At 69.4% G+C, this 11,919-nt stretch carries 12 protein-coding genes and 5 pseudogenes; 9 read left to right on the top strand and 8 right to left on the bottom strand.

The window, feature by feature from the left end; translation table 11 throughout:
* Positions 1 to 148: 148 nt before the first annotated feature.
* The gene (locus QMK24_RS42065; RefSeq protein ID WP_502962672.1) at positions 149 to 691 is read right to left on the bottom strand and encodes an IS3 family transposase; all 543 of its coding nucleotides are present in this window, start codon (positions 689 to 691) and stop codon (positions 149 to 151) included.
* A gap of 223 nt (positions 692 to 914) precedes the next feature.
* Complete coding sequence (locus QMK24_RS34475) at positions 915 to 1,241, bottom strand: transposase (protein WP_283470806.1); 327 nt, start codon at positions 1,239 to 1,241, stop codon at positions 915 to 917.
* Positions 1,242 to 1,529: 288 nt separating this feature from the next.
* Between QMK24_RS34475 and QMK24_RS34470 the strand changes: the two genes are divergently transcribed.
* Entirely contained in the window at positions 1,530 to 1,949 is a 420-nt protein-coding gene (locus tag QMK24_RS34470; RefSeq protein WP_283470805.1) for a hypothetical protein, read from the top strand.
* Here QMK24_RS34470 and QMK24_RS34465 read toward each other — a convergent pair.
* Positions 1,880 to 2,590: a BPL-N domain-containing protein gene (locus QMK24_RS34465; protein ID WP_283470804.1), complete on the bottom strand. Its 711-nt coding sequence runs from the start codon at positions 2,588 to 2,590 to the stop codon at positions 1,880 to 1,882. The genes QMK24_RS34470 and QMK24_RS34465 overlap by 70 nt on opposite strands.
* A gap of 530 nt (positions 2,591 to 3,120) precedes the next feature.
* Between QMK24_RS34465 and QMK24_RS34460 the strand changes: the two are divergent.
* Positions 3,121 to 3,882, top strand: a pseudogene (locus QMK24_RS34460) (sigma factor); the annotation flags it as partial.
* Between the two features lie 2 nt (positions 3,883 to 3,884).
* Positions 3,885 to 4,262: pseudogene (locus tag QMK24_RS34455) on the top strand (SGNH/GDSL hydrolase family protein); the annotation flags it as partial.
* Between the two features lie 64 nt (positions 4,263 to 4,326).
* Here the strand turns inward: QMK24_RS34455 and QMK24_RS34450 are convergent.
* Positions 4,327 to 4,683 (bottom strand): peptidase inhibitor family I36 protein, encoded by a 357-nt coding sequence (locus tag QMK24_RS34450; RefSeq protein WP_283470803.1) that lies wholly within the window; start codon positions 4,681 to 4,683, stop codon positions 4,327 to 4,329.
* Positions 4,684 to 4,968: 285 nt separating this feature from the next.
* Between QMK24_RS34450 and QMK24_RS42060 the strand changes: the two are divergent.
* From QMK24_RS42060 to QMK24_RS34435, 4 genes and pseudogenes are all read left to right on the top strand, one after another.
* A pseudogene (locus tag QMK24_RS42060) lies at positions 4,969 to 5,082 on the top strand (Tn3 family transposase); the annotation flags it as partial.
* A gap of 108 nt (positions 5,083 to 5,190) precedes the next feature.
* Positions 5,191 to 6,417, top strand: coding sequence for a site-specific integrase (locus QMK24_RS34445; protein ID WP_283470802.1), 1,227 nt, complete (start codon positions 5,191 to 5,193; stop codon positions 6,415 to 6,417).
* 258 nt (positions 6,418 to 6,675) lie between these two features.
* The gene (locus tag QMK24_RS34440; protein WP_283470801.1) at positions 6,676 to 6,846 is read left to right on the top strand and encodes a hypothetical protein; all 171 of its coding nucleotides are present in this window, start codon (positions 6,676 to 6,678) and stop codon (positions 6,844 to 6,846) included.
* A gap of 5 nt (positions 6,847 to 6,851) precedes the next feature.
* Positions 6,852 to 7,274, top strand: coding sequence for a DUF6262 family protein (locus QMK24_RS34435; RefSeq protein ID WP_283470800.1), 423 nt, complete (start codon positions 6,852 to 6,854; stop codon positions 7,272 to 7,274).
* Positions 7,275 to 7,284: 10 nt separating this feature from the next.
* Here QMK24_RS34435 and QMK24_RS34430 read toward each other — a convergent pair whose 3' ends face one another.
* The gene (locus tag QMK24_RS34430; RefSeq protein ID WP_283470799.1) at positions 7,285 to 8,361 is read right to left on the bottom strand and encodes a protein kinase family protein; all 1,077 of its coding nucleotides are present in this window, start codon (positions 8,359 to 8,361) and stop codon (positions 7,285 to 7,287) included.
* Positions 8,362 to 8,492: 131 nt separating this feature from the next.
* On the opposite strand from QMK24_RS34430, the pseudogene QMK24_RS42055 reads away from it, so the two are divergent.
* A pseudogene (locus QMK24_RS42055) lies at positions 8,493 to 8,720 on the top strand (Tn3 family transposase); the annotation flags it as partial.
* A gap of 16 nt (positions 8,721 to 8,736) precedes the next feature.
* Here QMK24_RS42055 and QMK24_RS34425 read toward each other — a convergent pair.
* The gene (locus QMK24_RS34425; RefSeq protein ID WP_283470798.1) at positions 8,737 to 9,825 is read right to left on the bottom strand and encodes an MFS transporter; all 1,089 of its coding nucleotides are present in this window, start codon (positions 9,823 to 9,825) and stop codon (positions 8,737 to 8,739) included.
* On the opposite strand from QMK24_RS34425, the pseudogene QMK24_RS34420 reads away from it, so the two are divergent.
* Positions 9,751 to 10,787 (top strand): annotated as a pseudogene (locus tag QMK24_RS34420) (RNA polymerase sigma factor); the annotation flags it as partial. The gene QMK24_RS34425 and the pseudogene QMK24_RS34420 overlap by 75 nt on opposite strands.
* On the opposite strand, the gene QMK24_RS34415 reads toward QMK24_RS34420, so the two are convergent.
* Both QMK24_RS34415 and QMK24_RS34410 read right to left on the bottom strand, forming a co-directional pair.
* A complete protein-coding gene (locus QMK24_RS34415; protein ID WP_283470826.1) occupies positions 10,673 to 11,008 on the bottom strand; it encodes a hypothetical protein in 336 nt (111 codons plus the stop codon). The pseudogene QMK24_RS34420 and the gene QMK24_RS34415 sit on opposite strands and share 115 nt — an antisense overlap.
* Before the next feature lie 260 nt (positions 11,009 to 11,268).
* Positions 11,269 to 11,919: MFS transporter (locus tag QMK24_RS34410; RefSeq protein ID WP_283470797.1), on the bottom strand; the 651-nt coding region annotated here is incomplete at its 5' end.

Here is an 11,919-nt window from a genome sequence, read left to right as displayed (position 1 = left end):
GGACAGGACTGTCACGGGGACGCTTTGACGAGTTGGCTCCAGGCTCCTATCAGGTCACGTCCGTCCGGCGGCAGCGCTTGCTGCGTGCCCGGCCGGACGGTCGACAGATCAACGCCAGGACACCCGTAGGGTCAGTCATAAGCAAGGGTCAGACCGTCTCGGCCGGGACTACCCGATCCTTGCGGGATCCGGTACGAAGAGACTGACAGTCGTAGGCGTCGCCGACCGAGCCGATCGATGCCGCGATCCCCGCCCGGCCCAGATGCTCGGCCAGCGCGAACGATGTGTACTGCGACCCCGCGTCCGCGTGATGTATCAACTCGCCCTGGGTGTAAGGGACCCGCCCCGGTCTCGGTGCCACAGCGCCATTTCCAGGGCGTCCAGGACGAGCCTGGTCTCCTTGGTGGTGGCGGCGGACCAGCCGACGATCCGGCGGGAAAGGTGTCCACGACGAAGGCGACGTGGACGACCCCGGACCAAGTGGCGACGTGCGTGAAGTCGGCGACCCAGCAGCGGTTGGGGGCACTGGGGGGTTGACGAAGTCGCGGTCGAGAAGGTCCGGGGTCCGCGCAGCGGCCGGGTCGGCGATCGTCGTGATCACCTTTCTGCCGCGGACGGCGCCGGTGATGCCGAGTTCACGCATCAGGCGCTCGACGGTGCAGCGCGCCACGGTGTGGCCCTGCCGGTTCAGCTAGCGCCAGATCTTCCGGGCCCCGTAGACGTGGTAGTTGGACGTGTAGACCTCTGGACCCGCTCCTTGAGTTCCTCATGGTGCAGGGAACGGGCGGAAGGAGTCCCGAGGCGATTCTTGTGGGCGTAATACGTGGAAGGGGCGATCTTGCAGTCATGCTCGGTGAGCGTCCTGCAGATCGGCTCGACGGCGCCGAAGCGGTCCCGGTGCTCGTCGATGAACGCTACGAGCGTGTGTGTGGCCGGTCGAGCTCGGCCGCGAAGAGACTCGCCGCGGCCTTCAGGATCTCGTTGGCCCGCTTGAGCTCAGCGTTCTCCTTCTTCAACGCTTTGAGCTGAGCGGACTCCTCCGTCGTCGTCCCCGGACGCGTCCCCGCTTCGATCTCGTGCTGCTTCAACCAGTTCCGCAGCGTCTCGCGGGACCCGATGCCGAGCTTCTCGGTCACCGCCTGCAAAGCGGCCGTCCCGTTCGGGTAGTCGTCGCGCACCTCGGCGACCATGCGCACCGCACGACGGCGGAGCTCAAGGGGGTAACGGGAAGGTCGTGCCATGACCCGATCCCTTCATGAAATCGAGTCTCCATTCGCGCCGGGGCGGTTCACACCACCACCGGCCTGCGCCAGGCCCGCTACCGCGGCCTGGGGAAAGTCCACCTCGAACACGCCGTCGGCGCCACCGCAATCAACCTGCTGCGCCTGGACGCCTACTTCACCGAACACCCCCTGGACCGAGGACGCACCAACCACCTCACCCGCCTCAGCCTCGCCCTCACCACCTGACGGAATTGGGTGCAGATACTTCGCAGGGACCTGTTGAGCTGCTGACTTGACGATTTGCCCGTGTGGGCAGTGGTTTGTCCTCTAACCTCGGTCGGGCGGGTGGAGGTCGGTGATGAGTTCGCTGTTGGACAGCTTCAGGCGCGCGAGGCCGAGGTCGGGACGCGGGCGGAAACGCTGCGCATCGACATCGCGGCGCTGACCGCACAGTTGAGTGCGGCCGAGGAGGAACTGGACCGGCTGCGGGTCGCGCGGGAGATATTTCTGCAGCTGCTTGCCGACGACGACATGACGCTCGACGAGTTCGTGATCATGCCATCGGCGCAGACCGCTGCTGCTGTCGCGACGTCGGGGTCCCGTCGGTGGGCGTTGGCGGTGCCGGTTGGGCCTTGCGCAGTCCTGCAGGGACGGCGTCAACGGGAACGCGCCACCGGTGCGAGCTCGAAGATCTTCGCGATCAGCTGTCGGCCGGGTCCCGGGTAGGCGTTGACCGGCATCGTGAGGTGCGCGTCGTCGTACCAGCTCGCATCGGCCTCCGGGTGAGGACCGACCACGCACACCAGCCCAGCCCCCAGTCGAGTGGCGAGCGCCACGGTCGGTCCGGCTGAGCCGTCCTCGTTCCGCGCGGTGGCCAGGACCTCGGCTCCCGCCGGCACCGGGATCGACGGGCCGGACTGGTAGTACAGGGCCTGCTTCACCCCCAGCCAGGTGTAATCGAAGATGTGTGCGTTGTCGTCGTCGCCCTGCCGCTGCAACGGTTCGTCGCCGGCCAGCAGACCGAGCCCGCCGCCGACGGTGGCGCCGTTGCCGGAACGCTCCAGCTTGGCCGCAGCCAGGTAGGCGCCGAGGCAGATGCCGAGGTACCGCCCACCGGCCCGCACGAACTTCCCGAGCGCCGCCGGGGCTTCCGGGCCGAGTTCGGCCGCGGCGGCCACGGTGTCGTCACCGCCGCCGGGCTGAACGTAGAGGTCCGCTCCGGCCAGAGCGGCGGCGTCGATGTGCTTGACGCTCTCGGCCGGGCCGACCCAAGTGACGACGAACGTGCGCGCCGGATCCCCGATGAGCAGCCTGGCCGTCGCGTCGGCGCAGTCCACGGCCTGCTGGTCGCTGCCGCGGAACACCACGACCCGGATGGCCCGGCCGGTTCCCGGGCCCTGGCCAAGGCTGGTGGGCCCGCTGCCGCTTCCTGCCGAGCTTTCCCGGCCGTCGGCATCGCCGGTGCCGGAGCGACCGCAAGCAGCCGCGGCGGGAACCAGCCCTCCGGCAACCACGAGCGTCCCCAAACCCCGTATCAGTCGTCGTCTGGTGATCATCGCGCCCCCGTGCTCCGGTCGACGACCTTCAACGTTCGAAGATCTTGAGGTTCATCCATCATCGCACCGCCGTGTGAAGTCCACGTCCGCTACTTGCGCTCGCCTCACCTCGATGGCTCGGGAATATCGCCGGTCGGCGCGCCCGCCCATTAAAGCTCCTGTTCAGCAGATCCCTGCTACGTATCTGCACCCGACGGAATTAGCCAACGGGATCCCACGTGGCGTCAAAACAGGCACACCGTTGGAGTGGGTTGTCGTCGCCGACAAAGCCCCCCGGAATCTGTCTCACACTTCCTACGAGGCCCCAAGTTGGGGCCAACCAGGAGATACACGCATCGCTAGCCGACTTCGCGGCGGCCGAGGACGCCGTGCAGGACGCGCTGGTCGAGGCGGTCCGAGTCTGGCCGGCCAATCCACCGCGAGACCCGAAGGGCTGGTTGATCACCGTGGCCTGGCGCCGATTCCTCGACGCGGCCCAGGCGAACGCCGCCCGCCGCCGACGTGAGGACCTCGTCGACGAGGAGCCCGCGCCCGCGGTGGACGACACCCTCCAGCTCTACTTCCTGTGCGCCCACCCGTCGCTGACGCCGTCGTCCGCGGTCGCGCTCACGCTGCGCGCCGTCGGCGGGCTGACCACCCGCCAGATCGTCCAGGCCTACCTGGTGCCCGAGGCGACCATGGCGCAGCGCATCAGCCGGGCCAAGCACACCGTCTCCGGCGTGCGGTTCGACCAGCCCGGCGACGTCGCCACCGTGCTGCGCGTCCTCTACTTGGTCTTCAACGAGGGCTACTCCGGCGACGTCGATGAGTCGATCGCCGAGGGCGTCGAGATCCTGCAGGCAGCCCTCGCCCGCGACCGGCTGGGTGAGTTCCAGGCCCAGGCCGCCATCGCGGCACTCCACGCTGACGCGCCCACCGCCGAGGAGACTGACTGGGTGCAGATCGTCGAGTGGTACGACGAGCTCGCGCGCCTGACCGACTGCCCGGTCGTCCGGCTCAACCGCGCGGTGGCCGTCGGCGAGGCCGACGGACCGCGCGCCGGCCTGGCGGCGCTCGCGGCGCTGAACGACTCACTGCCCCGCCACGCCGCGGTGGCGGCGTACGGCACCCCACCACACCGCTGCTGGTCGTCTCCCCCATCCTCTGCCCCATCCACGAGGACACCCCTGGCCCCTGCGCCCCGGACTTCAGCAATGGGAAGCTGCAGTTCCGGGCCGCAGGCGATCCTGCGGAGCGCGCCGCCGGGAAGCTGACGCTCAACGTCATCCGCGAGGAGCTCTCCCGCATCGTGAAGCAGCGGTCGGCAGACGACCCCAACCTGCACTACCTCGACGGCCGCGCCCTCTATGGCGAGGCGGACTTCGCCGAGCTACCGCTGCCCGACCAACTCCACCCGGACACCGCCGCGCACCGCCGCATCGGCGAACGCTTCGCCGATCTGGCCTATGGCTCCGACGGCGCATTCGCCGCCGAAAGCGCCTGAACCTCCTCGATCCGCTCGTCCCACCGGCCGTGGGACCGGCCCGGCCCCCGGTTCCCCGCGGGACTCAGCAGTTGCCGCCGTTGACGCCGTCGATGCGGCCCCCGAAGTCCCCGCCGTAGTCCCTTCGCCAGTCGCCGCTGCGGACCTGGCGCGTCTCCTTGGGGTCCCAGTTGATGAAACAGGCGTCGGTGCTCGCGACGAACGAGCTCACGTTGTCGTGGAGTCCTGGCGGCATGTCGCGGTAGCCGCTGTTGCTGGCCCACTCCCAGGACTGGCCGCTGAAGTCCGTCCCGCTGTAGAAGCAGATCGATCCGACGGGGCAGAACGGCGGGGCGGCCGAGGCAGCTACGGCGTTTGAGGTGGGCAGGAGAAGCGCGGTCAGGGAGAGAACAGCGGCACACGACCAAGAGCGCAGTTTCATGGAATTCCTCCAGATTCAGGGCAGATAGAACTCTTTGTTAAGCATTGCCATGATCCTTGGCACCGCCATGAACTGACAAGCGGCATAGGCCTTTGTCACTCGATGGAGCACACGAGCTCCCCAACCCGGAGTCCCGAGCCGGACACGCACCTTTCAGCGCGTCCGGCTCGGGCAAGCCCGGAGGGCCGATCCAGGTCGAGTATGTGCCAGTCCGTCGGACGGTTCCCCGCAGCTGCCCCCCGGCCACGCATGGCCTACTGCGTCATGCCGTAGTCACTCCCTGCACGGCTGGGCCGCGCGATCTGCCACGGCGGACGCGGCCAGATCCGGCAGGCGTACCGCGAGGGCCAGGAAGACCAACTCGCAGCCCTCGGCCTGGTTCTGAACGCCGTGGTGCTGTGTTATCTGGGGCGGCCGGAGGCCGTCCTCTACGCAGCATGAGTGATCTTCAGAGCGTGTCTTGCCGCTGTCGCGGACGGTGTATCCGGGGTGCGTACGTTACGGGATGTGACGACCGTAGTTGATCTCTCGGGGTTCCGTACGCAGCGCCTCACGCTCGGCGGCGGCGAGCAGACGTGGACTGTGCTGGGCTGTGACCACCAGGTGGTGGGGCCGGCGGAGGAGTACCTGGAGTACCTGCGGGTGCAGAAGGCGTCACCGAACACAGTGAAGTCCTATGCCCGCGCACTGGCGCTGTGGTGGCAGTACCTGGACGCCTTCGCCCTGGTCTGGGACGCGGTGACGCTGGAGGACTTCGGGTCGTTCTTGACCTGGCTGCGGACCGGCGAGGACCCGCAGGTCGCGGCGCTGATCCCGGGGAAGGCCCGGTTCGCGGAGTCGACTGTCTCGGTGCGGCTGCGTGCGGCGCTGTCCTGCTACGAGTTCCACCGGCTCAACGGCGTCGACGTCGGCCGGGACCTGCACCGCCTGGTGCACGGGGGTGGTGGCCGCTACAAGCCGATGCTGGAGCACATCGCGCGCCGCAAGGGGCGCCGTCAGTCCGTCATCCGGGTGCGACAGAGCCGCCCGGCCGCGCCGCCGGTGCTGACGCCCCGGCAGATCGACCGGATCTGCGACACCTGCGCGCTCTGGGATCCGGGGTCGGGCGACTGGCGGGGATCCCTGCGAGACCGGCTCCTGTGGGACCTGCTGGCCGGGACCGGGCTGAGGCTCGGCGGGGCGCTCGGACTGCGGCACCGCGACTGGCACACCGACTGCGGCGAAACCCCGTTCGTGGAAGTCGTCCCGAGGGAGAATCCGCACGGAGTGCGCGCGAAGGGCGGCTACCGCAAGCTCTACATCTCCGATGAGCTGGACCGGTTCTACGGAGAGTACCTGTGGCAGCTGTGCGATGCGGGTGCCGACTTGGCGGTTGCCGACCTCGACGACTCGTACGTCTTCGTCAACCTCGAACGCGAACCGCGGTTCGCCCCGTGGAAGCCCGACAGCGTCTACGACCTGGTCGATCGGCTACACCGGCAGCTTGCCGGACAGGTCCCGGAGGGGTGGACGCCCCACTGGTTCCGGCACAGCCACGCCACAGCACTTTTGCTGTCAGGCGTGCCGATGCATGTGGTCAGCCGCAGGCTCGGGCACGCGGACGTGCAGACCACGATGAACACGTACGCCCACGTCACGGATGACGCCGAGCTGCGAGCCGTGGCCGACTGGACCAAGCTCACCGCCGGCTGGCGAGCGGCGACGCACACCTCACTGACCGGACCGTGCCGATGAGCGCCGATCCGCTGCTGGAGGACATGCGCGACGTCTCCGGCTGCTTCCAAGCAGAGGTGCTCACGACCATGTGGGGCGCGGTGCCGCAGCGCTTCCGGACAGTCGAGCTGGCTCTGCGCGAAGGGCAACGCCTGCCTGACCTGCGACAAGTTCGCCACCGACGTCACCTTCCTGCCCGAGCTCACTATCCAGAGGGACCGCACCGGCCAGCTCATCGAGGAACGGCAGCGGGCCTTTACCGCCCGCACCGGCCAGCCGATGAGCGAGGACAACGTCTGGCTCGCCGGACGCCGCCAGGAGCAGGACGCCCTGGGCCGCATCATCCTCAAGCTCGAAGCCACCCGGCTCTCCGAGGAACCCCAGGCCGTCCGCGGGGCCGGCGTCAGTGCCCGCACCGATGCGATCACCCGCGGCCAGGAACGGAGCTGACCCCTATGCGCGGCAATCCCGACAACCTGCGCCAGGCCGCCGCCCGCAAGAGCGCCGCCGCAAAGGCCAGGGCCGAGCAAGGCCTGCGCGACATGATCCGCCGACGTCGTCAGCCCATCACCTTCCGCGGTCTCGCCCAGACCGCGGACGTCTCGCTGGACTTCCTCTACCGGTGCACCGAGATCCGCCAGCGCGTCGAACAGCTCCGCGCCCAGCAGCAGAACAACCCGCCCCGCCCGGCCGTGGAACCGCCCGATGACTCGCCCAGCAGCGTCGTACGCACCCTCACCACCCAGCTCACCGAGCTCAAGCAGCGGCACCGCGATGAAGTCCGGACCCTGCGGCAGGCCCTGGAGGCCGCCCAGAGCGAGAACCTCGAACTGCGACGACGCCTCGGACCCCGGCACACCACCCAGTCAGAGCCCTGACGTCGATCTCTTACGAAGGTCCGACCTCAGCGACCCGGGCTCGCTCGATCTCGGATACCGGAAATGGCGTTCGCTTGCTCTCTGTGAGCAGGCGGCGGTGGAACTCGTCCAGGACGATGGCAGTCCGAGCGTGCCGGCTGATGATCGCGGCGATCTCGGGCCGCACGCCATCGGGCTGCCGGCCCCTGACCCACTCACCCAGGAACGCCTCGTGCCCCGTATCGCCACGCATGGCGTCGAGCAGGTGGTAGCGGAGCAGATGACTCGCGGCGTAGTGGTGATCGTAGGCGAGGTGGTTCGAGAGGAACTCGGCCTCAGCCGCTGATAGTTCGAAGCCGGAACTCAGGGCCAGTCCGAAGTCCGCGAAGTAGAGCACTTGTCCGTCGGTCAAGACATTGAGGAAATGGGCGTCGAAGTGGACGAGCCCACGGGAGCTCATGAAGGCAGCGCCGCGCGCCAGGGCCTCCTCCACCCACGGGTAGGGCGAACCGTCCCCACCCTCCGGCGTGGCATCCCGGCGGTCGTTCAGCCACGCGGCGAGCGTCTGCGGCACGTGTTCCAGGAAGAGCACCAGGCTGGATGACGCCCGGCCGATGGCTTCCAGCCGCTCGCGCACGGTCGACGAGCCTTCCCAGTGCGTGACCGCCTGGTCTACACCCCCGAGGAAGTCGGCGAACCCCTCGGGAGGGGAGTCGGGCAGGACCCGCCAGTGGTACATCAGCGGAAAGCCCTCGTACTCGTTCCCGAGGACCCAATGGGTGGTCATGGTGTGCACAGCCAACTCGCGCCAGGCCCCGAAGCCGGCTGAGCCCACCCCGTACTGGTAGAACATCGGCAGCCCGAACAGGTTCGCCGTCGACCGTGCGTTCTCCGGACGCAGCTCGATGTCTGTCAGGGGGACCCGTTTGACGAAGACCCGCGTCCCGTCGATGTCCAGCTCCGCCGACCTGCCGCCGATGCCGGACCCCAGCGGGGCAGCGGCGGCCACGACTTCGCCGAGCCGGTGGTCGCTCAGCAGGGACAGGCGTGTCGCTACGGGCCCATAAGTGGCGAGGCGCGCGGCATACCGCAGGTCTGGGCGGTCCATCGACGGCTCCTCAGTACCCCGAACCAGGGCGTCGGTGATCTCGCGAACATGATCGACCCTATCCGCCGAGGCCCTCCCAGCGGGTCCTCGAAGCCGCCGGAAGAGAGAACCTCCAACGCCGCCTCCGACCCTTGGCACACCGCCCGCCACGAGACCCCGGACACCGATCTCTTCCGGACGCGACCGCAAACGTTCGACCTGCACGAACACCAGCCGCTCACCCGTTTGCCCCGGATACGCTCTGGAACACCCGCTACCTGGACGCCGCGGTGACCACGCTGCGCGAGGCCGGAGACATCGAGGTCAAGGACGAGCACGTGGCCCGGCTCTCTCTGCTGAAGAATCGTCATATCAACTTCCTTGGCCGCTACCGGTTCAACTTCGCGGCCACCTCGCCCCAGGAGTGGCTGCGACCGCTTCCGCCCGCGCGGTGTGCAGCAGTTCCGCGCCCTGGTCGGCCGGAAGGTGCCGACTGGCGGCGACCGCGCCGGCCAGCGAGTCGGACCTGCCGTCCATCCGGCTGCGGTAGACCACCGCGGCCACCGCACCGAGCAGCGCGAAGCCGAGCGAACCGCCGAAGTAGTTGCCGGTCTCCGACATCGACGCCGCCGAGCCGGCCCGCTCCGGCGGTACGGACCCGGCCACCAGCCCGGTGCCCAGCGCGAACAGCGGGCCGGTGCCCAGCGCCAGTACGGCGATGCCGATCATCACCGTCGCCAGGGCGCCCGCACCGCCGACCCCGACGCCGACCAGCAGCAGGCTGCCCAGCGCCGACACCACGAGCCCGCCGCCGATCGCGGTCGTCTGCTTCATCCGCCGGGCCAGTACCGGTGCGGTCATGGTGCCGACCGCCACGCCCAGGCCCATGGGTGCGAACAGCAGAGCCGATGCGAACGGCGAGTAGCCCAGCACGCTCTGCAGGTACTGGGTCACCAGCAGGCCCGTACCGGCCATGGCGATGCCGGCGAAGGCCAGCGCGACGAGTACGGCCGTGAACGGGCGGTTGCGGAGCAGTCGCAGGTCCAGCAGCGGCGTCTCCAGCCGCAGTTGCCGCCGTACGAACAGGAAGCCGATGGCCGCGCCGACGACAAGGGCCAGCGCCGGCACGACCGGCATGCTCTCGACGGTCAGTTGCTTGATGCCGTAGACCATCAGCAGCACCGCCACGAGCGACAGCCCCACACTGGCCGGGTCCAGCCGCCTGGCCTGGTCGCTGCGGAACTCCGGCAGCAGGAAAGGCCTGGCGAGCAGCAGCAACACCATCGCCGGCACGGCGACCAGGAACACCGATCCCCACCAGAAGTACTGGAGCAGGAATCCGCCGAGTACGGGTCCGAGCGCGCCGCCGGCGAACTGGCAGGTCGCCCAGAGCGCGATGGCCTGCCCGCGCTGCCGTTCGTCGCGGAACATGTTGGTGATCAAGGCAAGGGGCCGCAGGTCCTCGGCACCTTGGTACGCCGGCACGGCCAGTTCGAGGGGTGTGAGGACGCCGTGCAGGAGGCCGTCCTCGCCGCCACCGTGCAGTGGCCGGCCGAGGGAGTGCCGAACAACCCGCGCGGCTGGCTGGTGACGGTCGCGTCCCGGCGGCTGATCGACCGGATGCGCAGTGACCACGCGCGCCGCGAGCGGGAGTCGGCGATGGCCACCGAGGTGGTGCCCGAGGACGTACCGGACACCGACGACACGCTCGTCCTGCTGTTCCTGTGCTGCCATCCGACGCTGACCGCGGCCTCCCAGACCGCCCTGACGCTGCGGGCGGTCGGCGGCCTGACCACCGCCGAGATCGCCCGCGCATTCCTGGTGCCGGAGGCCACGATGGCGGCCAGGATCAGCCGGGCCAAGCAGCGCATCAAGGCCGCCGGCAGCTCGTTCAGCCTGCCGGACGGCGCGGAGCGCGAGGAGCGGCTACGGGTCGTCCTGCACGTGCTCTACCTGATCTTCAACGAGGGCTACACCGCCTCCTCGGGCAGCGAGCTGCACCGCGCCGACCTCGCGCACGAGGCGATCCGGCTGGCCAGGATGGTGCACGCGCAGCTGCCCGAGGACGGCGAGGTGACCGGGCTGCTCGCGCTGATGCTGCTGACCCACGCCCGCCGGGAGGCACGTACGACGGCGGCCGGCGACCTGGTGCCGCTGGACGAGCAGGACCGTACGACGTGGGACCGCGGGCTGATCGACGAGGGCACCGAGCTGGTCAAGGCATCGCTCGCCGGCCCGGTGCTGGGGCCTTACCAGCTACAGGCCGCCATCGCCGCCACGCACGCCGACGCGGCCACCGCGAGGAGACCAACTGGGCGCAGGTGCACGCCCTTTACCTGATCCTGGAACGGATCGCGCCCAACCCGATGGTCACCCTCAACCGGGCGATCGCGCTCGCCGAGACCGAGGGCCCGCCGGCCAGGCTGGCCCTGCTGTCCACCTTGGACTTGTTGGTGGCCGGGATTGCGTACCAGTCGGCCTCGGTGAAGCCGACGCGGACGTAGGCGATGGTGCCGCCGTTGGCGCGGACGTAGGCGATGGCCCCCTCCACGCGGGCCAGCAGGGCTTCGCGATCCCCGCCTTCGGGCAGAAAGGCCAGGGCCGCGGGCTGGTAGTCCATGACGAGCAGGGCGGTGTGCGCGGGGTCGAGCGCGGGGGCAGTGCTCACGCGAGTGTTCTCCTTGCTAGGGGTGCTGGTCGGCGCTCATCCCGGTCAAGGGCTTCAGACGGAGGTCAAGCAGGGTCATTGCCAGCACGGCGGCTGCGGCTGCGGCTGCGGCTGCGGCTGCGGCTGCGGCTGCGATCAGAACGTCCGGCAGCGCAGCCAGCGCGCCACCGAGTTGCTCGTGGGCAGCCAGTGATTGGACGGGACGCGCATCGGCGGACCAGCCGCAGCCTGCCGTCGGGCGGGTGGCGAGTTGCGGTGTGTCACGTTTGGCTCCGGGCCAGATCTCGCTCGTGGTGCGGCGTGTGGTCGTGCCGGGGAAGCAGGAAGGGGGTGATCAGGATGAGAAGACCGGCGATGGCAATCGCGGTGCGGGGGCCGGTGATGCCGGCCAGCAGGCCCCACAGCCCGGTCATGGCCGCGACAGTCGTCTTGCTGGTGACCGACCACGCTGACAGGGTGCGGGCGATCCGGTCCGTCTCCGTCTGGTCGAGCCGGTAGGTGGCGAACACCGGGTTGAACACGCCCATGCAGCTGATCAGCCCGAACTCGACGGCGATGACGAGCGCCAGCCCGGCCACGCCAGGGCGGATGAAGGCCAGCCCGAGCGACCAGCACGCGCGCAGTGCCCCGGCGGTGAGCATGACCTTGTGCCGTCCGAACCGTGACACGAGTCGGCGGGCCAGCCGTGAGCCGATGATGCCGCCGACGCAGGGCAGGCCGAACGCGAGGCCGTACTGCCAGGGGGCGAACCCGAGGTCTCCGAGCATGAGGACGGCGAGCAGCGGCGAGGTTGCCAGGATCAGGCCGTTGACCAGAACCGTGTTGAAGAACAGGGGGCGCAGAGTCTGGTGGGTCAGGATGTACCGCCACCCTTCGAGCAGGTCGCCGGGCCGGAGCCGCGGGCCCCGGCC

This window comes from Streptomyces sp. PH10-H1 (assembly GCF_030063355.1).
In the GTDB taxonomy this organism is placed as follows: domain Bacteria; phylum Actinomycetota; class Actinomycetes; order Streptomycetales; family Streptomycetaceae; genus Actinacidiphila.
This window is presented reverse-complemented; position numbering and strand designations above follow the sequence as displayed.